This window comes from Geobacter psychrophilus, assembly GCF_056821595.1.
The window spans coordinates 98,299-121,447 of the sequence record NZ_JBXDTU010000004.1 but is presented as its reverse complement, the minus strand read 5'-3'; the positions used below and the strand labels follow the sequence as shown (position 1 = coordinate 121,447).

Annotated in this window: 29 protein-coding genes; 9 read left to right on the top strand and 20 right to left on the bottom strand. The window is 54.6% G+C overall.

Annotated elements, in window-relative coordinates:
* The first annotated feature begins 22 nt into the window (after positions 1-22).
* From ACOCF6_RS02740 to ACOCF6_RS02725, 4 genes are read left to right on the top strand one after another with little or no spacing between them, the layout of a single operon-like run.
* Entirely contained in the window at positions 23-844 is an 822-nt protein-coding gene (locus ACOCF6_RS02740) for a CoA transferase (RefSeq protein WP_482458854.1), read from the top strand.
* Positions 828-2,054, top strand: coding sequence for an acyl-CoA dehydrogenase family protein (locus ACOCF6_RS02735; RefSeq protein ID WP_482458853.1), 1,227 nt, complete (start codon positions 828-830; stop codon positions 2,052-2,054). Before ACOCF6_RS02740 ends, ACOCF6_RS02735 begins: the two co-directional genes overlap by 17 nt.
* Before the next feature lie 31 nt (positions 2,055-2,085).
* A complete protein-coding gene (locus ACOCF6_RS02730) occupies positions 2,086-3,054 on the top strand; it encodes a CoA transferase subunit A (protein WP_482458852.1) in 969 nt (322 codons plus the stop codon).
* A gap of 1 nt (position 3,055) precedes the next feature.
* Positions 3,056-3,874, top strand: coding sequence for a CoA-transferase subunit beta (locus ACOCF6_RS02725; protein ID WP_482458851.1), 819 nt, complete (start codon positions 3,056-3,058; stop codon positions 3,872-3,874).
* A gap of 117 nt (positions 3,875-3,991) precedes the next feature.
* Here ACOCF6_RS02725 and ACOCF6_RS02720 read toward each other — a convergent pair whose 3' ends face one another.
* Positions 3,992-4,231 carry a DUF378 domain-containing protein gene (locus tag ACOCF6_RS02720; protein WP_482458850.1) on the bottom strand — a complete coding sequence of 80 codons (240 nt, stop codon included), beginning with the start codon at positions 4,229-4,231 and terminating at the stop codon, positions 3,992-3,994.
* Positions 4,232-4,517: 286 nt separating this feature from the next.
* Here ACOCF6_RS02720 and ACOCF6_RS02715 point away from each other — a divergent pair, with 286 nt between their 5' ends.
* Complete coding sequence (locus ACOCF6_RS02715) at positions 4,518-4,958, top strand: hypothetical protein (RefSeq protein WP_482458849.1); 441 nt, start codon at positions 4,518-4,520, stop codon at positions 4,956-4,958.
* A gap of 160 nt (positions 4,959-5,118) precedes the next feature.
* Here the strand turns inward: ACOCF6_RS02715 and ACOCF6_RS02710 are convergent, their stop codons facing one another.
* The 5 genes from ACOCF6_RS02710 to ACOCF6_RS02690 form a co-directional block, all read right to left on the bottom strand.
* Positions 5,119-5,508, bottom strand: a complete 390-nt coding sequence (locus tag ACOCF6_RS02710; protein WP_482458848.1) for a bacteriohemerythrin — start codon at positions 5,506-5,508, stop codon at positions 5,119-5,121.
* Between the two features lie 177 nt (positions 5,509-5,685).
* A complete protein-coding gene (locus ACOCF6_RS02705; RefSeq protein ID WP_482458847.1) occupies positions 5,686-6,285 on the bottom strand; it encodes a PqiC family protein in 600 nt (199 codons plus the stop codon).
* Positions 6,286-6,287: 2 nt separating this feature from the next.
* Positions 6,288-7,961, bottom strand: a complete 1,674-nt coding sequence (locus ACOCF6_RS02700; protein ID WP_482458846.1) for a PqiB family protein — start codon at positions 7,959-7,961, stop codon at positions 6,288-6,290.
* On the bottom strand, positions 7,958-8,593 hold the full coding sequence (locus ACOCF6_RS02695; RefSeq protein ID WP_482458845.1) for a paraquat-inducible protein A: 636 nt from the start codon (positions 8,591-8,593) through the stop codon (positions 7,958-7,960). The genes ACOCF6_RS02700 and ACOCF6_RS02695 overlap by 4 nt, the downstream gene beginning before the upstream one ends.
* Positions 8,590-9,222, bottom strand: a complete 633-nt coding sequence (locus ACOCF6_RS02690; RefSeq protein WP_482458844.1) for a paraquat-inducible protein A — start codon at positions 9,220-9,222, stop codon at positions 8,590-8,592. The genes ACOCF6_RS02695 and ACOCF6_RS02690 overlap by 4 nt, the downstream gene beginning before the upstream one ends.
* Positions 9,223-9,549: 327 nt before the next feature.
* Between ACOCF6_RS02690 and ACOCF6_RS02685 the strand changes: the two genes are divergently transcribed.
* Positions 9,550-10,179, top strand: coding sequence for a dTMP kinase (locus ACOCF6_RS02685; RefSeq protein ID WP_482458843.1), 630 nt, complete (start codon positions 9,550-9,552; stop codon positions 10,177-10,179).
* Positions 10,180-10,375: 196 nt separating this feature from the next.
* Here ACOCF6_RS02685 and ACOCF6_RS02680 read toward each other — a convergent pair whose 3' ends face one another.
* Both ACOCF6_RS02680 and ACOCF6_RS02675 read right to left on the bottom strand, forming a co-directional pair.
* A complete protein-coding gene (locus ACOCF6_RS02680; RefSeq protein WP_482458842.1) occupies positions 10,376-10,747 on the bottom strand; it encodes a hypothetical protein in 372 nt (123 codons plus the stop codon).
* A 42-nt stretch (positions 10,748-10,789) separates the two neighbouring features.
* Positions 10,790-10,972, bottom strand: a complete 183-nt coding sequence (locus ACOCF6_RS02675; protein WP_482458841.1) for a hypothetical protein — start codon at positions 10,970-10,972, stop codon at positions 10,790-10,792.
* Positions 10,973-11,225: 253 nt separating this feature from the next.
* Here ACOCF6_RS02675 and ACOCF6_RS02670 point away from each other — a divergent pair, with 253 nt between their 5' ends.
* A complete protein-coding gene (locus tag ACOCF6_RS02670) occupies positions 11,226-11,426 on the top strand; it encodes a cold-shock protein (RefSeq protein WP_482458840.1) in 201 nt (66 codons plus the stop codon).
* Between the two features lie 44 nt (positions 11,427-11,470).
* Here the strand turns inward: ACOCF6_RS02670 and ACOCF6_RS02665 are convergent, their stop codons facing one another.
* From ACOCF6_RS02665 to ACOCF6_RS02635, 7 genes are all read right to left on the bottom strand, one after another.
* Positions 11,471-11,656 (bottom strand): hypothetical protein, encoded by a 186-nt coding sequence (locus ACOCF6_RS02665; RefSeq protein ID WP_482458839.1) that lies wholly within the window; start codon positions 11,654-11,656, stop codon positions 11,471-11,473.
* Between the two features lie 625 nt (positions 11,657-12,281).
* On the bottom strand, positions 12,282-13,292 hold the full coding sequence (locus ACOCF6_RS02660; protein ID WP_482458838.1) for a DUF2950 domain-containing protein: 1,011 nt from the start codon (positions 13,290-13,292) through the stop codon (positions 12,282-12,284).
* A gap of 44 nt (positions 13,293-13,336) precedes the next feature.
* Positions 13,337-14,581: a DUF3300 domain-containing protein gene (locus tag ACOCF6_RS02655; protein ID WP_482458837.1), complete on the bottom strand. Its 1,245-nt coding sequence runs from the start codon at positions 14,579-14,581 to the stop codon at positions 13,337-13,339.
* A gap of 648 nt (positions 14,582-15,229) precedes the next feature.
* Positions 15,230-15,856 carry a transcriptional repressor LexA gene (gene lexA / locus ACOCF6_RS02650; protein WP_482458836.1) on the bottom strand — a complete coding sequence of 209 codons (627 nt, stop codon included), beginning with the start codon at positions 15,854-15,856 and terminating at the stop codon, positions 15,230-15,232.
* Between the two features lie 398 nt (positions 15,857-16,254).
* Positions 16,255-16,710 (bottom strand): hypothetical protein, encoded by a 456-nt coding sequence (locus tag ACOCF6_RS02645; protein ID WP_482458835.1) that lies wholly within the window; start codon positions 16,708-16,710, stop codon positions 16,255-16,257.
* A 294-nt stretch (positions 16,711-17,004) separates the two neighbouring features.
* Positions 17,005-17,358, bottom strand: coding sequence for a hypothetical protein (locus ACOCF6_RS02640; RefSeq protein ID WP_482458834.1), 354 nt, complete (start codon positions 17,356-17,358; stop codon positions 17,005-17,007).
* 199 nt (positions 17,359-17,557) lie between these two features.
* Positions 17,558-18,925 carry an MFS transporter gene (locus ACOCF6_RS02635; RefSeq protein ID WP_482458833.1) on the bottom strand — a complete coding sequence of 456 codons (1,368 nt, stop codon included), beginning with the start codon at positions 18,923-18,925 and terminating at the stop codon, positions 17,558-17,560.
* Between the two features lie 78 nt (positions 18,926-19,003).
* Here ACOCF6_RS02635 and ACOCF6_RS02630 point away from each other — a divergent pair, with 78 nt between their 5' ends.
* Positions 19,004-19,918, top strand: coding sequence for an NAD(P)H-binding protein (locus tag ACOCF6_RS02630; RefSeq protein ID WP_482458832.1), 915 nt, complete (start codon positions 19,004-19,006; stop codon positions 19,916-19,918).
* Between the two features lie 120 nt (positions 19,919-20,038).
* Positions 20,039-20,668 (top strand): SOUL family heme-binding protein, encoded by a 630-nt coding sequence (locus tag ACOCF6_RS02625; RefSeq protein WP_482458831.1) that lies wholly within the window; start codon positions 20,039-20,041, stop codon positions 20,666-20,668.
* Between the two features lie 124 nt (positions 20,669-20,792).
* On the opposite strand, the gene ACOCF6_RS02620 is transcribed toward ACOCF6_RS02625, so the two are convergent.
* The 5 genes from ACOCF6_RS02620 to ACOCF6_RS02600 form a co-directional block, all read right to left on the bottom strand.
* Complete coding sequence (locus ACOCF6_RS02620) at positions 20,793-21,404, bottom strand: YeeE/YedE thiosulfate transporter family protein (protein ID WP_482458830.1); 612 nt, start codon at positions 21,402-21,404, stop codon at positions 20,793-20,795.
* On the bottom strand, positions 21,401-21,925 hold the full coding sequence (locus ACOCF6_RS02615) for a YeeE/YedE thiosulfate transporter family protein (RefSeq protein WP_482458829.1): 525 nt from the start codon (positions 21,923-21,925) through the stop codon (positions 21,401-21,403). Before ACOCF6_RS02615 ends, ACOCF6_RS02620 begins: the two co-directional genes overlap by 4 nt.
* A 147-nt stretch (positions 21,926-22,072) precedes the next feature.
* Entirely contained in the window at positions 22,073-22,279 is a 207-nt protein-coding gene (locus tag ACOCF6_RS02610; protein WP_482458828.1) for a MerR family transcriptional regulator, read from the bottom strand.
* A 127-nt stretch (positions 22,280-22,406) separates the two neighbouring features.
* Positions 22,407-22,781: a carboxypeptidase-like regulatory domain-containing protein gene (locus ACOCF6_RS02605; RefSeq protein WP_482458827.1), complete on the bottom strand. Its 375-nt coding sequence runs from the start codon at positions 22,779-22,781 to the stop codon at positions 22,407-22,409.
* Between the two features lie 104 nt (positions 22,782-22,885).
* The gene (locus ACOCF6_RS02600) at positions 22,886-23,005 is read right to left on the bottom strand and encodes a DUF3309 family protein (protein ID WP_482458826.1); all 120 of its coding nucleotides are present in this window, start codon (positions 23,003-23,005) and stop codon (positions 22,886-22,888) included.
* Positions 23,006-23,149: the final 144 nt, after the last annotated feature.

The window sequence follows — 23,149 nt, the reverse complement described above, 5'->3', positions numbered from 1 at the left end:
TGTTGGCTTGGGAGAATACAGCATGGGTATACTCAAGGGCGTAAAAATCATCAATCTGGCTGCCAACCTGCCGGGGCCGGCTGCTGCACAGCGCCTGAGCCGGATGGGTGCCGAGGTGATCAAGGTGGAAGCCCCGTCCGGGGATCCGATGGAGATCTATTACCCCGATTGGTATCGCGATATGGCGGCCGGCCATACGGTCCTGCGGATCGATCTCAAGGGCCCGGAAGGGAAACAGCAACTGCTCGATCTGCTGGCGTGCGCTGATGTGTTGATTACCGCAACCCGTCCATCCGCCATGGCGCGTCTGGGGCTTGATCCCGATACGTTGCAGCAGCTGTTTCCGCGACTCTGCCAGGTGGTGATTGTCGGGTATCCGGGACCGCGCGACAATGAAGCCGGCCATGACCTGACCTATCAGGCGTCCATGGGGCTGATCGATCCGCCCCATATGCCGCGCACCCTGCTGTCCGATATGGCGGGTGCCGAGCGCTCGATATCCGCTGCCCTGGCCCTGCTCTTCAAACGGGAGCGGAGCGGGAACGGCGGTCATGAAATTGTGGCGCTTTCGGAAGCGGTCAACGCCTTTGCCGAACCGCTGCAGTATGGCAGCACGATCCCCGGAGCCTCGCTGGGGGGTGGGATCCCGGAATACAACATCTACCGGACTGCGGACGGCTGGGTGGCTGTGGCGGCGCTGGAGCCGCATTTCAAAAACCGGCTGGAGGATGCGCTGCAGGTTGCCACCCCGGAAGAGTACCGGGCTGCCTTTAGCAGTCAGAGTTCCGCTTACTGGCAGGAATGGGGCAAGCAGCAGGATGTGCCGATTGAAACCGTCAGATAAACCGGAGCGCAGTTCAATCCTGTTTGAATACAACAAAGCAGAGGGGGCGTACATGTATCTCGATCTGACGGAAGAGCAGAAGTTGATCCAGGATACTGCCAGAGATTTTGCCCGGGCAGAGCTGGAGCCGGTGGCGGCCGCGCTCGACAGCGGACATGACCGTACTGCGCTGTTGGCGAACCTCAGGAAACTGGCGGAGCTCGGTTTCATGGGGCTGAACGTCAAGGAACAGTATGGCGGATGCGAGGCAGGGGTGGTTGCCTTCAGTGTGGCGATAACCGAAATCGCCCGTGCCTGCGCCTCCACCGCTGTGACGCTGTCGGTCAACAACATGGTCTGCGAAGTGATCCAGGCGGTCGGCAACGAAGAACAGAAAATGCGGTACATCCCAAAAATCTGCTCCGGCGAGTATGCCGCCGGCGGCTTCGGCCTGACCGAGACCGGGGCCGGTTCAGATCCTTCGGCAATGTGTACCCAGGCGACCCGGGATGGAGACGCGTATATCCTCAATGGTGCCAAAATCTTTATTACCAGCGCCCCTTATGCCGGCGTGTTCGTTGTCTGGGCCGTTACCGACAAGGATGCCCCCAAGGGGAAAGGGATCAGCTGTTTCCTTATAGAAGGCGGCACCCCCGGCCTGATCATCGGCAAGGAAGAGCGGAAAATGGGGCAGCACGCCTCGGCCACCAATGAACTGATCTTTGACAACTGCCGCATCCCGGCCAGCGCCATGATGGGCAAGCTTAATGACGGCTTCCGCATTGCCGTGGCTGAACTGACCGGTGGCCGCATCGGCATCGGTTCTCTGGCGCTCGGGGTAGGGCTGGCTGCCATGGACTACTCCACCAGGTACACCACCGAGCGGACCCAGTTCGGTCAAAAGATCAGCAGTTTCCAGGCCCTGCAATGGATGATGGCGGACGGCTACACCGAGCTTGAGGCGGCCCGGCTGCTGCTGATGAGCGCTGCCTGGCGCAAGGAGACCGGCAAGAGCTTTGCCAAAGAGGCCTCCATGGCCAAGCTGTTTGCCACCGAGTCCGCCAACCGGGCCTGCTACAAAGCGATGCAGATGCTGGGGGGCTATGGCTATACCCAGGATTATCCGATCGAGCGCTACACACGTGATGCGCGGATAACCTCCATCTATGAGGGCACCAGCGAGATCCAGCGGCTGATTATTTCCAGGGAGATCTTGAGGAATTTCAACTGATAACGAAAGCCTTTAAGAAAAGGAGGGACGCATGAGCAACAGCAAACGCATCACCCTGCAGCAGGCGGCCGAAGTGGTCAAAAACGGTTCCAGCCTCACGTTTTCAGGATTCACGATCTGGCGGCGTCCTTTTGCCCTGATCTATGAACTGATCCGCCAGCATCGCCGCGGCCTCCATCTGATCGAGGTCAACGGCGGGCCGCAAACCGAATTTCTGGTCGGCGCCGGCTGTGTCGATATCTGGGAATCGTGCTGGGTCGGCCACGAACTGTACGGCAAGTACGGCGCCAACCTGTCGCGCAAGGTCGGCAACAAGGAGATCATTGTCGAGGATTACAGTCATGCCGAGATGATGTTCCGGTTCGCCGCCGCTGCCCAGGGGGCCGCCTATGCCGTTACCCAGACTGCGCTGGGGACCGATATCCACAATCCGGAGTACGACATGCTCGGCAGGGCCGGGAAACGTGACGGCCAGCGGATTGCGAAGCATAAGTATGTCTTTACCGAAGATCCCTTTTTCGGCGCCGGTGCCCAGGTGCTGGTCCCGGCGGCCAAGGTGGACGTGGCGATTCTCAGCGTGCAGCAGGTGGGCGAAGAAGGTACAGTGCGGGTCAACGGCCAGTACTACTCCGACCCCGAGGTCGCCCGGACCGCGGACATTACCATTGCCATCGCCGAGGAGATCGTGCCGGAAGAGTATCTGCGCCGCAATGCCGACCAGAACACCATCCCCAGCTTTGAGGTGGATTACATTCTGGAGTGCCCTTATGGCGCCCATCCGACCGGCATGTTCGGTCGCTACGATGTGGATGGCTATTTCCTCAAGGATTTCTACAGCATGACCCGCACCCAGGAGGGCTTTGACGAGTTCGCCAAGGAATGGATCTTTGGTCTGGATCACATGACGTATCTGGAAAAGCTGGGGTGGCCGCGGATGCTGAAGATGAAGGCCAACAGTGCCATGAATTACAGTCCTCGCGAAAAAAAGGGAGGGAATTGATATGTCTGAGTACGCTCAACCGGAAGAATACGGATTGGCTGACCTGCTCTGCTGTGCCGCCTCCCGCGAAGTAGGTGACCACGAGATCGTCTTTGCCGGCACCGGCCTGCCGATGGTTGCAATCATGCTGGCCCAGAAGACCCATGCCCCCAATCTGAAACTGATCTTTGAAGCCGGCACCCTGGACGGTCGTCCCCCCGAGCTTCCCACCTCGGTCGGCGATGCCCGCTGCGAGATGGGGGCTTCACGCTCCTCGGGGCTGAACGACGCCTTCAGTATTGCCCAGCGCGGCCTGGTGGACCTGGGCTTCCTGGGGGGGGCCGAGGTCGATCTGTTCGGCAACGTCAACACCACCTGCATTGGTGACTATCTCAATCCCGAACTGCGCCTGACCGGCAGCGGCGGCAACCCGGATATCAACTCCTTCGCCAAACGAACGGTCTTCATCATGGTGCATGAAAAGCGCCGTTTCGTGGAGAACGTCAGTTACATCACCAGTCCCGGCTGGCGGGTCAAAAAATGGCCGGGGGGCGAGTTTGTCCACCGTCGTGAGCTCTACGGCGCTGCCTTTCGCGGCGGTCCGTCTGCAGTGATAAGCACTGCCGGCGTCTTCCGTTTTGACGAGGGCAGCGGCCGGATGTACCTGGATACCTGTCATCCCGGCAAGAGCCCGGCTGAAATCCGCGACATGTGCCAGTTTGACCTGGATATCTCCCGGGTTGCCGGCGAAACCCGGGTTCCCACCCGGGAAGAGTTGCGTATCATTCATGAAGTGCTTGACCCGGATGAAATCTTTATTCCCAAGGTAAAGAAAAACTAGCCCCGTCCCATTCGTCCTGTTTATGTCGTCTTATTCACAATGAGTTTTTGTTGGACACAAAAACAGCCGCCCCGTTCCGGAGCGGCTGTTTTTATCTCCCGGAGTGCGGGAGGTATGTTAATGTTTCATTGCTCCTGACATGTCACACCAGCGATGGTGCATAGCATCATAGCCAACGGTGAAATTGTATGCTTCATACAGACCGCATACCCCGACTGCTGCATATATCAGACGTGTAAGGGCAGCTGTTTCACCGAACAGCGTTCCAACCAGGTTAAATCCGAAGAAACCGACCAGGCCCCAGTTAAGGGCACCAATGACAAGTAACACCGTCACAACTATATCGAGGACTTTCATAACCTCACCTTCTCCCTTCTGCTGATCCTTTACGTTTCAGGAATCATTGTACTTCCTCTGCTATTGATTATACGCTTCTCGAACCGCTTTAGATTGAGAATTTTCGTCAGAGGCCTGTTACCTGTCCGGTTTTTTCAGGGTGCGACATGTTGAAGCCATTATTGATTAGGGCATCAATGATTTACATGTGCAGCTTGTGTGGTAGGATAAAACCAGGAAATAAGGGCAGGCGAAACTCCGTGAGGTGTGGCCAATGACAGATTCGACTTCTGCGATGTGGAAAGGAATGAGCACTCTCGATGCCTGCGTTCTGATTGAGGAGTCCTGTGCATCCATCTATTACGCCTTGGCCGGGATTTTTTCCGACTCACCCCAGGTGACGGCGCTCTGGACAGAAATGGCCCTGGAGGAAGAGTGTCATGCCGAAGAGTTCAGGATGGCCAGGGCCATCCATTGCAATAATTATACGTGTTTCGACAGTGAGAATTACATGCTCAAGATGATAGTGGAGCAGGTAGATATGCTTCACGAAAGTATCAGAAACAACCCGCCCTCTTTGAGGGAAGCGTATATGCTGGCGCTGATTCTGGAGAAATCTGTCGAGAATTACCATGTTGAAGCCAGTAAACAGATTGTCAATCCGGAGCTGTCACGACTGCTGGACGTGATGGTTGAGTTCAGCCACGGTCACATTGCCATGTTACAGCACGCAGTTGATTCCATTTAGCCATCCTCCTGCTACGTATTGATCTCAGCGGAATAGCGCAGTTGCCGATCGTTCAGCGTTCACCTGTTTGGATTGAAAATGAAAAAGGGCTGCAGCTTTTCGCTGTAACCCTTTTTTGCATGAAATCGCTGAGCCTGGTGAACGGCTCGTGACGGCTGTTTCATCTCTCTTTGGAATACTTCATGTCCTCCTTGAGGACGTGTTGCAGCAGCCATTCTCCAAGCACCACCATCAGTTCCCGGGCAGCTTCCAGATTGTTCCCATGGTAATGCGACTTGATTGCCTCTATCGTATGGGTAAACTCCCTATGTTTTGAAATATGGGTATCAATTTCCTGATATCCTTTGTCTCTCATGTGCTGCTCTTCCATCGTGAAATGACTTTTCGTGTACTCCGTCAACTCGTCAATCAACGGAAGGACCGAACAGACTTCCAGTGAATTCATGACATTTTCATACACAGTATTAAGCAGTGAGAACAACTGCTTATGGTGGCTGTCAAGCACATCCTGATTCACGGAATATTCTGCTCTCCAGTTTAGTAATGGCATCTGAGCATACCTCCAGCCGAAATGATCACTCCATCCCTTAAACACACTGACACATGCATACTGCATGCAAAGTGCTGACCATGTTTCCTTTGGTATGTACATGCCCCGAATAATCGCTTCCGGCCGGGGTTGCGATTGTGACTGCTGAAGATCTGTGAACCGTTATGTCCTCCCGGGTCACTGCGCGAGGACAGTTTCTGCACGGATTGCCGTTGCCAGATCGCGGCTCACGGCGAAGAGTGCCCGGCCGTAGGCTGCCACCAGAGGGTCATAGCCGACAGCATCCACAGGTTCTCGTACCACGGAGCGTCCGGTTTTGGGAGCGCCCCCCGCTGCACGCCGCAGGGACCAGATCGCCTCGATGGTGACGGACTCCCCAGCTACCGATTCAAAGCGCTGGATGTCCACCAGTACCCGGTAATCCGCATCCGCCCCGGCATGCTGAAGATAGGACGACACCCGGCGCGACCCGAGCAGGCGCTGCAGGTTCTCCGCTATAAGACGGGGAATCTCGCTCTTGAGCGGTTCGGCCCAGCGCTGCGACTCCAGGATCTCCATCCGGTTGGCGGCAACCCGTACCACGAGCTGTGGCCGATCGACAACTTCGGGAAGCGTGACCGGTCCGACGGCAATCGTCGGCAGTGCCGTGACTGCGTCAGCAGTCCCGGCCTGTGCAGCTGGCTCCAGGGTGTAGAAGGTTACCCGCGGTGATCTGCTGCAGCCGGCCGTAACGACGGCCAGGCTGGCGGCGACTATCCAGAAATAAATCCTTCGCATAATTACTTGTCCTCCTGTTTGCCGCGAATCAAGGATTCCGGGTGCTGCTCCAGGTACTCGCTGAGCACCCGCAGTGACTGTGCGGCGCGCGACACCTCACGCAGGGTCTCGCGCAGGTCCAGCTGCACCGGCGCATCAGATCCCAGAACCCGGTTTGCTCCGCCCAGCGTCTTGCGCGCCTCTGCCAGTGTTGTGCGTACATCCTCCAGTGATTGGCGCGTCTCTACCAGCACCACGCGGGCCTCCGGAATTATCGCACTGTCCACGTTTTTCAAGAGTTTTTCGGCGCTCTTCAGGGTGGCGTCCAGAGACTGGATCGATTTCCGGGCGTCGCCGGCCAGCTCTTCAAGCGGCATTTTCTCAAACTTCTGGGCGAGCTGTGTCAGGCTCTGTTGCAACTGCCCCATGGAGCCGGGAACCACGGGAAACCTGGGTGGTTTTGAGCTCCAGTCAATTTTTGCCGGCTTGGCCTTGGGATGGAAATCCAGCTCGATATACAGCTGCCCGGTCAAGAGGCTCCCGCTTTTGATTTCGGCCCGGAAACCGCGTGCGACGAGAGAGTCCAGAAGTGCCCGGGAATCCAGGGTCTTACCCTGCTGCGCTACGCTGCGGTAGCGGGCACCCAGTCGCTCCGGGTAAAGCTGAATCTGGACCGGGACGGAGATCTCCGGATTCCTGGGGTCCATTGTCACATCGATCCTGGTCACCTCTCCCACGGTCACGCCCCGCAAATCCACCGGAGCGCCGACCTGCAGGCCGCGCACCGATTCCTTGAATGCCAGGAGGTAGCTTTCGACCGCATCGGCATGCTTCAGGGCCTCATCCTTGGTCGGGAACAGGGGGAAGACCGTGTCGGGGGAGGCGGCCGGTGCCTCGGGCCGGTCCTGCGGGTTCTGGAAGGAAATGCCTCCCAGAAGGATTGAGAGCATGGATTCCGTGTTGATCTTCACCCCGCTGGCGTTGAGGGTCAGATCAACGCCGCTGGCGTGCCAGAAGATGGTGTTGGTCTTGACATACTTATCGTAGGGGGCCCGGATGAAGATGCGTATGGTTACCCCTTTGCCGTCCTTGTCCAGTTCGGTGGCGATCACCTGACCCACCTGCATGCGTCGGGAAAATATCGGCGAAGAGGTGTCGAGCGAACCGGCGTCATCGGCGTGCAGGATAAACTGGCGACCGGGCACGTCCAGGGATACGGCCGGCGGCGTCTCGCTGCCGATGAAATCATCCCTGCTTTCGGTCGAGGTGCCGGCATCGACGCCGATGTAGGTTCCGCCGATCAGGGTGCTGAGCCCGGAGACACTTCCGCCTGAAATCCGCGCCCGTACCACCCAGAAGCGGGTGTCCTTCACCAGCAGCCCCCGGGCATCCTTGGTCAGTTCGGCGGTCACAACCACGTGAGAGCGGTCCTTGGCAATGGCCAGTTCCTTGACCTCGCCGATCTGCACATCCTTGTACTTGATCTTGGTTTTGCCCACCGCCAGACCTTCTCCGGTTTGAAAGGTGATCGTGATGGTCTCTCCACGGTTTATGTAGGCCTGGACCGCAAGTGAAAGGCCGATCAGAGCCGCGATAATGGGGATGATCCAGACCAGCTGGATCGAGAAGCGCCGCCGCGTTTCGCTGACTGCGTCGGGAATATCGGAGTGTTCGGGAAGTTGTGGTGTATCGTTCATGAAGTACTCTCTTTCTGAAGGGGATCCCAGATCAGGCGCGGATCGAATTGCATGGACGCCAGCATGGTCAGTACCACCACGGCACCAAAGGCTAGTGCTGCCGGACCGGCCTTGACCGTTGCCATGGAGCCGAGCTGCACCAGTGCAGCCAGGAGCGTTACAACATAGATATCCAGCATGGACCAGCGGCCGACCAGTTCCACCAGCCGGTACAGGCGCGTGCGCTGCCGGGGGTGCCAGCGCGAGCGGCGCTGCACCGATACGAGCAGCAGGGTCAGCGAGATCAGTTTGAGCAGCGGGATCGTGACGCTGGCGACGAATACGATTATGGCAATCGCCCAGGAACCGGTTCTCCACAGTTCGACCACGCCGCTTACGATGGTGTCCTTGCGGTAGCTGAAAAGCGAACTGGTCTCCATGATCGTCAGGAGGTTCGCGGGGATATACAGGATATAGGCACTGATCAGCAGCGCCCAGCAGCGCGATACGCTGCCGGGCTTGCGGAAGTGCAGGGAGGCGCCGCAGCGGGGGCAGTGTGCCGGTTTCGGCGTCCGTTCCCGTCTGGATACAAGGTTGCAGACGTGACAGGCACACAGACCCTGTTCTGCGGCGCTCTGCGTCAGTTCGGTCATGCCGCTGCCTCCGTGTCCGCTTTTCTCTCCAGGCGCGCCCAGACATCGCGGGTGCTGAACGAAGCGGCTGCGGCTGCCAGCAAAAGGGTCAGGGCGCCGAACGACCAGAGGGCGATACCGGGGATGACTTTGAACGAGCTGGTAAGCTTGACCAGCGAAACCAGTACGCCGAGCATGAACACCTCGACCATGCCCCACGGTTTGGCAATCCGCATCATGCGCAGGAAGTGTATGTATCCGGCCGGGATGTGCCGGAATTTGAGCGGCAGCAGGAGATAGGTCATGGTGATCAGCTCCAGGGCCGGAATCAGGATGGTGGTCACCAATACAATCAGAGCGATAAACTGCATCTGCTGGTCCCAGAGGGAACTCACGGCGCCCAGAAGGTTGATCTCGCTGTGGGAGCCCTGGAGTTCGATCGCGAAGATGGGAAAGACATTGGCGATCATGAACAGCACGAAGGCTGAAATGGTGAAGGCCAGCGTGCGGTCGATGCTGTCGGTGGCGTTTCGATACAGCACCGCTCCGCAGCGGCTGCAGCTGGCCGCACAACCCGGTTTGAGGGGAATCTCCCGCTGGAGCAGGTCACAGTCGTGGCAAGCAATGAGTTGTGCTGGCTGTTGGTCCATCCTGAAAAGCGCTCCTCGTCCGTAAGGTCTCATCCTGATGCAGTATCCGCAAAGCCACTGTACACGAAAACAGCCCGCCGGGAAATAACGACAAGACGTTGCATCGAATTTTTGTTGAGGTTTTCATTCTGCCAGGATCAGGATGAATATCCGGTTCCACTCGGACCTCCTTCCCTTCCCGGTCAGCTTTATGGCGGACGTTTTTTCTGCTCATGACGTGCTGCTGCATCAGATACCTGGTTTATATGCTATACTCTAATAAGATCATCCACATGAATGGCGCGGTGCCATTGCTGCCGCCAGCAGTATCACACGGAAGGAGTCACCATGAAAACAGGAAAACTGGTCGTCATCGAAGGCATTTACGGAGCGGGCAAGTATGCGGTGGTTCTGGCTGATAAGTTACGGGAGGCGCTGGTGCGTCAGGGGCACGAGGTGTACGAGATCGACAGCCCCGATACCGGCCGGGCGCAGCTCATGGGAGCGCTGGACCTGGATTGCGGCTGGCGCTATGGTTTGTTCAAACCCGATTTCTTCTACGAACTTGCCTCCAGGGCCCGGGCCTGCAGTGTGATCCGCGATGAAATCCGTTCCGGCAAGATTGTCCTCTGCAAGAACTTCACGCTCGCCTCGATTGCTTATGCAGAACTCAAAGGGCACGATTGGTACACAGAGGAATTCGACAAACTTGAGGCACGTGCCCGCGGTCTGAATTTCGGGGGCGAGGTTGCACCTGACCTGACCATATATCTGGACGTTGCTCCGGAGATTGCCCTGGACAATCTGGGATTGAGAATCGAGGGACTCTTCACGCCGGAGGATATCCGCCGGCAGTCTGTCTGTTACAAGCGGGAGCTGGCAAAGCTTCCGGCCGCCAAGGTCGGTATCATCAATGCCACGCATCCGGCTGAGTCGATTGCAGCCGAGGCGTTGGAGCTGGTCAAGAGTATCCTCTAGCCACGCAACAACGGAAAGGCCCGGGTACTGCCTTGCCCGGACACAACAAAGGCGGCCGTGTGGACGCCTTTGTTGTGTCCGGGCTGTACGCCGCTGCAGTTCAAGCCGTCATGTTGATTTGCGCGTGGTGCGCTCTGCAGAGCCTCCCCCATCAGGGGCGATTACAGTTCCTTTCCAAGTTTGCTTCGCCATTTCCCTAACCGTCTAACCTGACAGCCGGGAACTCATTGCTCTCGTAATAAATCCAGTTCAACTGTTCCTGGAAATTTTTCAGCTCTTCAGGGGAGTAAACAGAGGACCCTTTCTCAATTTCCTTATTGAGCCGATTGACCCTTTTCAAAACGTTATCCTCTCCGCCGCTGCAGTTTTTAGCCATAATCAGGCAGATGTCCTTTTGGCTGTTCAGTTCTGAAGCCTTGTACTGATCATACCCTTCAGGCAGTACTGTTGTTTTCTCTTCGGACAGAGCCATAGTTGAAAACGACACAGATGCCGCCACTAATGCAAGCGCAACACATAGGTTTTTCATGGCTGACTCCTCTTTACGGTTGGTTGCACCTATGGACATATTTTACCAAAATGGAGCTGTTCCGTCACGGAAATGCGTGTTTCACCCCTTGCCGCTCCGCTGGACCCTGCGACACTTCAGGCCGCAGCCCGGGCAGCGTTTATCCGCACCAAAACGCTGGCAGGTTTCGCACCAATAGCGAAGCTGTTCCCCGCTATCGCATGCGCAGACCGTCACGCCGCAATTTTTATCGCTGTCCGTGCACCCTGCTTTATCTTTATCCATGGTCACATCGCCTTTACAGGTTGTCAGCTTGTCACAACCTGTCAGCAATTGTATTGCCTGATGCCTACAGTATACACGTAGATTCCGTTTAACTTGACAGGGAATATTGACCTTTATGTGATCTTTTTCAGGGGGTTGTATAATTAAGTTGCATTTAATTGCTATGAGGCTTGACAATGCTGGTATTGCTGATACGGTTTACTATGCCCGGTGCGTTTTGCGGGTAAAATAAAATGTCAGGAGTTACAAGCACATGGTTAAAGGAAAAGTGAAATGGTTCAATGATTCAAAGGGGTTTGGTTTTCTCGAACAGGAAAGCGGTGAAGATGTTTTCTGTCATTTTTCCGCAATCACGGGTGATGGTTTCAAGTCTCTGCAAGAAGGGGATGATGTTGAATTTGAAATCGTCAAAGGCCCCAAAGGCCTCCAGGCGGCAAACGTTAGGAAAATTTGAGTACGTTGTACAAAAGCCTCTGATTTTCAGAGGCTTTTGTATCGCTACAGGTGTTTACCTTTCGGGATCGTGTGTTTCAGTTTACGCGAACCATCGTACAAGGTTTGTTTCAAGATTCCCCGCTTCTCTTTCAGGTCTTTCTTTGTGTCGTCTCCCTCTACCAGGATGGCGGCTTCTTCGGCAAGTTTCTCGATTATTTCCGCCTCTTCTACAGCTGTCTGAGCTGACATGCAAAACACCACCTTTATCTTGACTGCTGCTTGCTGCTTAAATTATCCCACATCTCCATAAAAATATCAGCATCCATGGTGTGCAGGGCACTCCTTGCTTCAATGTTAGACAAAATCAATGTTTGGCGGTACAATAAGACTGTAAGAAGTGCTGCTCTTTGATATTTGCTCTGGGATATGCGCGAACACGCTATTGAGGAACCTGTCGATACCTAACGGAAGATAACCTGGAATTAAACGCGGTATGCAGACCCGTTGCGGAGAAAAGCGGCTGATGCGTTATTCGGGTGATAGTGAACAAAGGACGTATGCTCAAACGGTCTAACGGTATTCCGGAGCAAACATTATTGGCGCTGCTGCGACAACGCGAAAGCGTCCTAAGCCATCCGTCAAGCGCGTATAAACCGCTTAAAAAAGGCGAACCCTAAGGTTAACCTGGTTGGTGCGGTCCGAAAGCGGGCGTACCATTCGACAGTGTAAAGGGAGTTGCCGACGGATCGGGATAAAGCATCACAGGCAGCGCCAATTGTTGTATAAAAAAAGCCCCGGAAATTTATCCGGGGCTTTTTCTGTCAGATCAAAGGTGTCCGCTCTGCCTGGCAACTGACAATCAACCTGTCCGGACTCATTGCATCTGCCCTGCCGGTGGAGTTGTTTTCTGTCCGGATGGTTCTGCCCGTGTCACCCTTTTCCACCCCTTGTCAGGATTGAACAGGGTGGCAGCCTCGGCGAACCGGAGCGTGCCCTTGCCAAGATCTTTCTCGTAGATAACACCCTCCTGATTGACCATAAAGGTCATGACGCCGGAATTGCCGTATTCAGCCGGGTAGGCGATCAGGGCAAAGCCGAGGATCATCTTCCCCTTGACCACGTACTGGTAGTTACCGCCGGTGGCGTTGGGGCCCTGGCCGGTCAGTATCTTGAAATAATAGCCGTGGAATGGAGACAGGCTGCCGTCCCTGGTGTCATAGCCTTCCTTGGCCGCACGTGCCATCAGTGGTCCCAGCGGACTCTGTTGTTCGCCCGCCCCGGCTTCCCAGTACAGACCGTCATGGGAACCGGGGGTGCTGATGATGCGCTGGGCGAATTCCACCTTCCCGGTCCCTCTGCAATCCTTGCTGGCGTATTCCTGCTGGGCATCCACATAGGCGTCCAGCACCTCGATTACCTGCAGTTCATTGCGGCCGATCCTGCGGTTCAGGATCTCCTTCTTGCCCTTGCCGGCATCGAAAACCCAGCCGTTCGAGCGCTTGACGATCGGGATCGGCAGGGACCAGTTATCGGCGCCGATCTGCAGGATCCGGGTGCTGTCGTTTTTTACTGCCAGGGAATGCTTCTGCTCGTAGGCCGCCACAAATCGGTCCCGTCCCGCATTGTCGGCCACACCGTCGCCTGAATAGATCAACTCCCGGCTGCCCGGTCCCAGGATGGCCAGCATCCCCTTCAGATCATCGGTTCTGGATGCCTCGACCAGCGCCTGGACCGCCTGCTCGGGGGTCGCGAAACGTTTCTGCCGCACCCCGGCTGCCTGGCAATCAACGGCCAGAACCACCGTCAGCAGCACGGCGCTGAAACCGGCCAGCACCGCCAGCCATCCCTGTGCGAACTTCGTACACACGTTCTCTGGTATATTCATACATCCTCCCTGTTGGGTGTCTGCGTGCTGAAGCGGGGCGGCCGTCATCTCCGTCCGCCGCCGCGCGAACCACCGCCGCGCCCTTCACCGCTCTCCTGCCGCTGCTGGAACTGGCCGCCGCCGGTGCTGATCCCGCCACGTTCACCGGCCCGGCGCTCGAACCCCCCATCACCGATCCCCCGGAAGGGTGATGATTCGCGCATCTCCTGGCGCTGCGGCCTGGCATCTTCGATCCTGATCCGGGGCGTATCTATCCGCTCCTGTCGGATTTCAGGCGTCCGTTGCCGGGTCGGCTCCTGGCGCACCGCGGGCGGCGCTGTCCGTTCCCCGCGCGGAGCAGTGACCTGCGGTGTTCTCTGCTGACGGTCGATCTGCTGCGGATAGCCGCGACGTTCCTGATTGTATGGTGCTACACGCGTCGGTCGTGATCCAAAGCGGTCGCTGGTTCTGCTGTCGCGATAGGCAACCCCTCGGCGGTGTTCCGGGTTGTGCCGCCAGAACGTTCCTGTCTGAACCCGCCGGTCAATGTGGTGGCGATGGAACCTGCTGGTCCGGTTTACATCGACATGGATGCGATGAACACCCCAGTCGAACCATGCCCAGGAGAACAGGTCGAAACCGAGGTAGATGCCGGGACTGAAGCTGATGTAGGCACTGCTGTAGAACCCGGGTGGGTAGTACCAGTAATAGGGGGGATAGTTCGGATACCACCAGGGGCCGTAAACGTAGGCCGGATCAAAGACCGGCACGTAGACAACCTCCGGGTTGACCGGTTCGATCCGGATGGCTTCCGGCTCCACGATCACCTTCTGTTCGGCGGTGTTCTTGAGGTGCCCCTGTTCCTGAGCCTTGCGGCGCAGTTCCTGAACTGTGGTCATTACCTCCTGCTCCTGTCCCAGAAAGGCATCCCCCAGTTTGCGGGTCTGGTCCAGTTTTTCGCTCATGGAGGCGAGGATCTGGGGGAAGTGGCAGAGCGCCTTGATACTGGGGTCCCAGGGCTTGTCCTGCAGAGCGCTGTCCAGCTCGCTTTCGCCCAGCCGGTTGTTCTTGCTGCGCCAGCGGTCAGCCTCTACCACCTCCAGCGGGTAGGTGGACGCCATCAGGATCTGGGCGGTCAGGGCATCGGGATAGAGCGCGATCGGCGCCAGCATCTGGGTCAGCTCTTCCTTGCTGAAGCGGTAGGGCTGATCAACCTCCCCGGACTCCTGTGCCAGGACCCCGGACGTCATCACGGCCATGGCAAGCATGATCACCGCCATCCCGCACAAAGCTAGTCTTGCAGCTTTCATAAGGTCTCCTTTGACGTAGTAGCTGGTCTCTGTACGTAGTTCAGACACTCATAGTATACCAGTTTATTGCATAGACGGCGGAGTCTTGAAATAGGTTACATGAAATTGCTTTTGAAATTCCTGGTTGCATTAAAAAGTGAAAAGCGTATACTTGAATCAGGAAGCAGCACCAAGACCAAGTACCTAATATAAGAGATGAAAAAGCTTATAACATGGGAAAAGCAAGATGCTGTTTCTGATTTCTGAGCCCTCGGATCAATCTGGGGGCTTTTTGTTTTTCGGGACAGGATGCCAACTGGTTGTATGCTGCAGGGGAGGGGGGAAGTCGCGGACATGGTGGTCCGCGAATTGTAAGGGGGCTTCTCTGGCAGGCGCAGCTGCTATCTCATTCCGCCGTCGTCTCAGTGATGAAAGGCCTTGGCTACGCATATAGGCATTCTTCTCACATAAACAGGTTTCTTGACGGTTGATTGTGAAATCATCTCTGAAAAAAACCTGCTCTTGCAGATCACTTTCACAACCACCCTTACTCTTGGCTCAAACTCCACCCATAATCCGTACGCAACAATCACTGCTCCACACAGGGTAATTGGTTCCATCGCTCGATCTCCTGATTTCTTGGTCTGTAATGCTGATTATCAACTGAATCTACATACTGCGGTAGACGCCTATCACCTTGCCGACGATCGTCACTTCACCGTCTTCAGGGTAAATGAGGATAGGACCCATGTTCGAATTCGCCGGTTGCAGGCGGATGTGGTCATGCTCCTTGTAGAACCACTTCACCGTTGCCTCGCCATCAACCATGGCAATCACAGTGTCCTTGTTGTGAGCGGTCGGCTGCGGACGTACGAGGGCCAGATCACCGTCTAAAATGCCGGCATTGATCATGGAGTCGCCACTGACCTTCAGGAAGAAGCAATCGGCTCCCTTGACTGCCATCTGATCGACCGAAAAATACCCCTGGATGTCTTCAATTGCCGTGGAGAGCTGACCGGCACGGACTGTCCCAACGATCGGCAGGGAGACGGGACGACTGTTCGGTACCTTCAGGGTGATCCCGCGATTCACATGTTCCCGTTTGATATACCCCTTACGCTCCAACGCACTGAGATGTTTCATAACCGGTAAGGTGCCGGACACATTCAAGTGTCCGGCTATTTCCCGCTGGCTGGGGGGATAGCCGTTATTGTCCGCGAATGAAGTGATGAACTGCAGGACCTGGCGCTGGCGCTGGGTGAGTTCATTTTGGGGGTTCAGTCCGTAGGTAGTCATATGACTACCATACGGAATGTGATCAGATATGTCAAGAGATCAGAACTGTTATTTGAGTGGAAGATCATCATTTCTTTACTGGAAGGTGCAGGGGAACACAAGGACAGACTGGGCAGCGGTTTGGTTGTACGGCATCCGGACCGGCATTCAGACCGGTACACGGGAGGCTTCCATCGGATGGATCACATTCGCAGGCTGGTTTTCGATCATCCGGAAGGGCTTGGTGGTGCGGCAGAAAGCGCAGGCAACGAGAAGCAGGAGACAACTTGTTGAATAAATCGACCAGGAGATGTGCGTCTGTCGGCCGGGCCTGAGAAACATCTCCTTGCCGTTCTCAGGGTAATCCGGTCTGTTTGCAGAACGGGATCGTCTTCATTGACAGATCCTGACATGTGGTTTCATGCCGCTGCTTCGACCGCCACAGCCGCTTCATAGTCATCGAGCCGATAGATGCTGCTCCAGGATAACCCGCAGCGTTGGCAGGAGCATTGCTGGGTCATTGTCCCCTTCACGGCCGACAGGTGCCCGGCGGCGATATCTTTTGTCTGGCACTTCGGGCAACGCTCGCCACCTTGACGGATAAATGTTTCCCGTGTCGCAAATTCCGGTTTATCCCCGCCGGCGGCCTTGACGGCTACCGCACCAATAACGGCACCTTCGACGGCTGCAGCTGCCTCCGATGCGGTGACATCCGCAACAAGTATCTGGGGCGGCGTAGAGTCCCGGTACTGGAGCTCCACAGTATAACCCTTCGACGTCCGGTTGAATCGGATGCCGAAGGTGGTGTTTTTCAGCGGTCCCATATTGATCTCTGTACATCGGGCTTTCAAAGATTTCTCGGTTACCTTTGCCATTACGTTGTTTCTCCTTGCCTCGGATAGTATTTTTCGATTCCCGTTACCAGTTGAATTTGCTGGTGACCCTCGACCTTGTACTTTCTAAATCTACCCTTTCCCTGGATGGGATACAACAAAACAAAGCAGAACGCCGCGATGACGCACGCCTGCAGAGCGGCTGGCTTCCATGAATCGGATCAGTTGATGGAATCAGGAATGCTGGAGAGAGTTGTGGTAAGGACGGTCTGCAGGGTATTGATTGAGGTTGTATGTGCCGCGATACAATGTCATTGGATTTAGATGTAACCGAAATTACATAGTCTTATGCAATATATCACGGTGTACGTCATTAAGAAGTTTCATGATTTCCTTGCGCAGCGATTTCTTCTCCGGAATAAGCGCCAATTTATTTTTAAAGTCATTGGCAGCAATTCTTAGCAGTAACTCCGCACTGGCTCCGATTCTGTCTGATTCAATATCCTGTTTAACTGCGATCGATATCAGTTTCAGGTTTTCAAGAGTTACCAGATCTTTTTCAATATCCGCTTTGTATTGGGAGCTGGTAGTTGTCTCAAGGTGGACATTAAGTGATTGCTGGATTTCAACACAGGCCTCACTAATAGAGTCGAGCAGCTTGCAGTCCTGGGTCATACTTGTTCTGGTCATAAGTTATCCTTGGCATATATCTCGAAATAAATATTCGTTTTGATAACGATACCAGAGCATGACAAAGTGTCAATAAAGAGAATGACGGTAATCATAGAATGGAGAAGACCCGGAGCGTGGGAGTCGAAAAGGTTCTGGCCTAAGGAGTGTCAAGCTGTTCAGCAGACCACCAGGCTGGTAATCCACCGGAATGGGGATATCACTTCCGGTTGTCCGGTATCATCGGTTGCTCTGCCGCAGATTCCATGCCTTCAGCAACTTCCTTGATAATTCCCATTCTTACGTAAATCGGCCTGACAACTTCTCTGATTTCAGGAAGTTGACGGGCAAACAATAATGTAGCGCCGAGACAGCACACGGCTCCTACCAGTAACGTCTCACGGGGGCCGATAATTCCTGCCATTGTTCCGACTCCGAAGCTGCCGAAAGGGGCCATCCCAAGAAATGCAACGGCGAAGAAACTCATGACCCTGCCCCGCATATGCTCATCAAGGATTGTCTGAAGAATCGTGTTGCTGGATGCAATCATTGTAATTCCACCGAACCCGGCAACAACCAGAGATGCAAACGAGACGTTGATATTGGTGGAAACGGCAAAGGAAGCAACCCCGACAGCAAACAAGAATCCTGCAAGGACAATGAGTTTGCCAAGACCAAGAACGCTTTTGCGTGAGGCAAGATAGATGGTGGCGGCTAATGCACCGCATCCGCCAGCGGTCATAAGAAAACCGAAGGTGTGAGCTCCACCGTGCAGGATTTCCTTTGCAAAGACCGGAATGAGAACGGAATAAGGTATCCCTGTCAGACTAATCAGGGCGACCATCAGCAAAATACTCCGGATCGGCCCAAATCCAAAAGCATAGTTGAAGCCCTCCCGCAGTTCATGCAGAACGTTCCGTCGCGGCTTTCCGCTTTGGGGACTGGAGTCAAGTTTCATGGCAACAAGTGCCAACAATACTGCCAAGTAGCTGACACAGTTCAGGACGAAACAAACCCCCTCTCCAGCAGAAGCAACGAGAAGACCGGCTATTGCAGGGCCAATGAGACGGGCGGCTTGTACAATTGATGAGTTTAGGGCGATGGCATTACTCAAATCTTCCCGCTCTGAAACCAGTTCAACGATAAATGACTGGCGAATCGGAATGTCGAAGGCGTTGACGACCCCCAGGAGCAGGCTTAGCACAATGATATGCCAGACTTGAACAACTCCGGTGAGGACTGCTGCAGCCAGTACCGCTGCCTGCAGCATGGCAAGTGCCTGTGTTGCCATTAAGAGGTGGTGACGATTCCACCTGTCGGCAAGCACTCCGGCTACAGGAGACAGTAGAAACGTTGGGATCTGACTGGTGAAACCGACAACGCCAAGCAGGAAGGCCGAACCGGTTAAACGGTAGACCAGCCAGCTCATGGCCACCGATTGCATCCAAGTTCCGATAAGAGAAACACTCTGACCAGCCATGAAAAGCCGGAAGTTCCTGGAGCGCAATGCCCGAAGCAGGGTTTTAATTCCAGATAAAGCCATGGGCGCATTATACATAAAAAACCAAATAGAATTGTCATTAAACATTTATTTATGATAGGGACGATACTCATCGTATTCATTGAAGCGATTACGCATTCAATTCAGTGCGGGAGAGGGGAAACAGTGGATATCAAAACGGTACTGGTGACCGGAGCAAACGGTTTTATCGGACGCCTGTTGACAAAGGCGCTTCAGGCAGAAGATGTGCGTGTGCGCTGTCTGGTGCGGAAAGCGTGCCCGCCTGTAGCCAACTCAATCGAAACAGTGCAGGGGGATCTGCTTGAGCCGGCTACGTTGCCGGCGGCCATGGCAGGGGTTGACACCGCTTACTACCTGGTGCATGCCATGGCAGGCGGTCGGGCCGGTTTTGAACGTCGTGACCGTGACGCCGCTGAGAACTTTGTCCGCGCGGCCGAAAAGGCCGGCGTTCGGCGTGTAATCTATCTGGGTGGACTGGGGGAAACCGGCGATGATCTTTCTGAACATTTGAAAAGCCGACTGGAGGTAGCAGACATCCTGCGCTCAGGGAAATTCGCCACAACCTTTCTGCGGGCCGCGATTATCATCGGTGCCGGCGGGGCCTCGTTTGAGATGGTCAAGGCATTGGTCGAGCGATTGCCGGTCATGATCACACCGCGCTGGGTTACGACGTTATGTCAGCCGATTGCGGTGGAGGATGTGATCAGATATCTGGTCGGCTGCCTGAAGGATGAACGCACGGCCGGCGGGACGTTCGATATCGGTGGGCCGGATGTAATCACCTACAAGGATATGATGGAGCGTTTTGGTCGTATCAGGGGACGAACACTCTATATCCTGCCGGTGCCTGTATTGACCCCGCGGCTTTCATCGTACTGGGTCGGATTTATTACGCCCGTTGCCCCTTCAGTCTCGATGCCGCTGATTGAAGGGCTCAAAAACGAGGTGATTTGCCGGGAACACGCCATTCGCTCGCTTATACCGTTTCAGTTGACGTCCTATGACGAAGCTGTTCGCCGGTCACTTGCAGCAGAACTGCCGAAGAAACCGTGCTGCTAGAGACATGACGCCGGGCCGGCATTGCTGATGGTTTGATGTCTGAATTGATGATTCGTTCTAAAAGGTAGCAAGAATAAGTAGGCAACAACTCATTCAGGGAAAATGATCAAGGTGGTGGCAATGAAACGGATTAGACGCATCATGCTTGCAACTGCATTTATGCTTATAGGAGCGACTAATGCCATGGCAACTGAAGAAGCACCCTACAAGGTTTTGAAAGCCGACGACATTTTCGAGCTGCGTGAATATGCCCCTCACATCCTCGCTGAAATCATCGTGGATGGTGATCTTGAAGGTGCCGGGAGTAAGGCATTCAGGCGACTTTTTCGCTACATCTCCGGCGATAATCGGACACGCAGCAAGATTGCGATGACCGCTCCCGTGTCACAGGAACAAAAGGGGGAGAAAATCTCCATGACCGCTCCCGTCAGTCAGCAGCGTATGAAAGGGAAGTGGGCTGTCAGTTTCATGATGCCGGCAACCTATACCCTGGAAACCTTGCCGGTCCCCGATGATCCTGGCATCACACTTCACCAGGTTACTGCTCAAAGAATCGCCGCAGTGCGTTACTCCGGATTATGGAGTGAGGATAACTATATGCTTAACAGCAGAAAGCTGGAACAGTGGATACGCAAAAACGGGTTTACCGTTGTGGGAGAACCGGTCTGGGCCCGTTACAATCCCCCTTTTACCCCCTGGTTTATGCGTCGAAACGAGATCCTCATTCCGGTGGCTGAAGATGGCCGTTAGCTCTTTACAGTTCCAAAAGCAGCTGTGGTTGCAGTGAGCCGGGCGTTTAATGCTAACAGAGCCTATTGATGCCGCAATCGTGCGGTATTTCTCCCTATTTTAAGAAAATTTTATTGATTCGGGTTTATTCTGACGGCTGATCCTGAGGCTTCAGGCGGGCAAACCTATTTTCGAGGATGGTTGCCCCCCAGAATCCTCCTGCTGCCAGTGCAATGACAAGCAGCACCACCGCACCATACGGGATGTTTAAAAAGCCGTAGAGGGTCTGTCTTCCGAGGGACGAAGAATCCGCGAAGCATTGAATAAATGGATACATCTCGCCGTACATAAACATACCGGCGACCAAGCCACCAGCGAACATCATCCCATCCAGTTTTCCGGTTACACATGCCACGACTGATGTGCCGGGGCAGTAGCCCCCCACCACAAAACCGACCCCCAGAATAAGTCCGCCAATCACCTGGGGCCAGACATATGTACCAACCATCGAAACCTGGCCGAGATCCAGATAAGCGGTCGTGGAAAGCAGGAAAATGACCACCATTGCGGTCACAACAGCTGTGCCCATGACCTTGAATACCGCCATGTCATACAGGAAAAACTGAGCAGCCAGTTTCTTTGCACTGCCAAAACCGGCGCGCTCCAGGAAGAATCCCATCCCGATCCCGATCAGTACGGCCAACCAAAGGCTGCAGCCAGCTGGTATCACATCATTAAGTACCAACGGAGCTGTCATAGCCATTGCCTCCTTACGAAGTAGGCCATCAGGTAGGCTCCACCGAATACACACATCATGAACATCCAGCTTCCCAGGTTCAGCAGCGCACCACCCGAAAGTGCCTGGCCGCTTGTGCAGCCGCGGGCTAACTGGGCACCGACCGCCATCAGTATACCGCCGGTAAACGCCAGACCCAATCTTGAAGCAATCGAGACCCGAGGGCCACGGTCGATCGAGAGCCTGACCCTGCCGGCAATCAATCCGGAGATCAGGCCGCCCAGCAGGACGCCGATTACTTCGAATACCAGCCACTCCTTCAGAGGGTGCGAGGCACGTTCAGGGTCGAGATACTTCTCAAAAAATCCATTACCTGCGATATGGTCGGGGGTAATGTTGCTCATTATCCATGAAACAAGCGAAGCAAAGGCTCCGGAAGCACCCAGTCCGCGCCCCATGAGCAGATACGAGGACAGAAGTACCAACCCCAGGCCAAAACCAGCCCAATAGGGATTCATATATTCTTTCGATTCTTTCGTCATTGTGAATCTAAATCCTTCCCCGATTATTTCAATTATGACGCCTTTCCGGTAAAGAGCGACCAGATCAGGAGTCCTCCTGCCAGGGACATGATCACAACGGCGAGCCACCTAAGTATATTGGATAGCCGGCATCATTCGAATCTTGACTCAATCGCAATCAAGGAAGTCTTGTTTTGACTTCGTAACGTGTTGTATCTTTTGAATCAGATCATCGACCCTGACCCGCATCGAACGGGTATCGTGATGTTCAGCACAAATCGAACCGTCATCCACCCATTCCAGGATAAGTGACGTTTCCAGGCTATATGTTGCGACCGCATTTTCAAGTGACGTCCAGGTAGTTTCAGTTGACATGGCTAATCTCCTTTTATGTTTTGAAACAATATGTAACGATGAATATTTGCTGCAGCTAACCCCCCCGGTTGAGCCGGGGGAAACTTGATTTGAGGTGCACATGTTCGGATTCAGCCATTGCTTCTTGCTATGGAACCATCACTACATTGACGGTTTTCGTCACGGTCAGCTCTGGCCTTACCGGGTTATTACTATAGTTTTGCGTCGCGTATCCGGCTGCTATGAATGTAAAGTAGTAATCCGTAGCAATAGTCTCTTGAAATGTAGCTTTGCCTAATGAGTCAGTAGTCCCGCGACTTACAACATTAGGGTCCGTAGCAGAAACTTTTCTGACTTCAATTTGTACACCCGATAACGCCAATCCAGCACTGTTTGTGACAGTAACGTCGATTTTACCATTCCCCTGGACAAAATTTTCGGTGTCATCGCCGCAGGCACTGATCAGTAAACATGCAACAATAAGCAGTGACGAGATAACTGTGATTTTCAAAAAGTTTTTCATGACGTTCTCCTTTATTTGTGAGGTGACTCGATTTTCCTGGAGTACCCGTCAATGCGGGTGTTCTGGACAAAAGATCGAAGGCACCATACGTGCTAAGCGGCTAATTAAAGCCTACCAGTCAGCAACAGGATGATCAGAATAAGAGAGACCAAGCCAAACCCGCCACTCGGAAAGTAACCCCACTGACGTCTGTGAGGCCACGTGGTAAGGCTCTCCTTGATCATGTCTTCCCAAAACGTAGATTGATGCACATGGCAGTGCTCATGTTCTGCCAAGAAGAGATATCGCAACTAACGTGCCGTAGAATAATTGCAGAGATTGCGCTCTCAAGGATCTGATTTTTATGGGTTTCAATCGGGTAAAAGGTT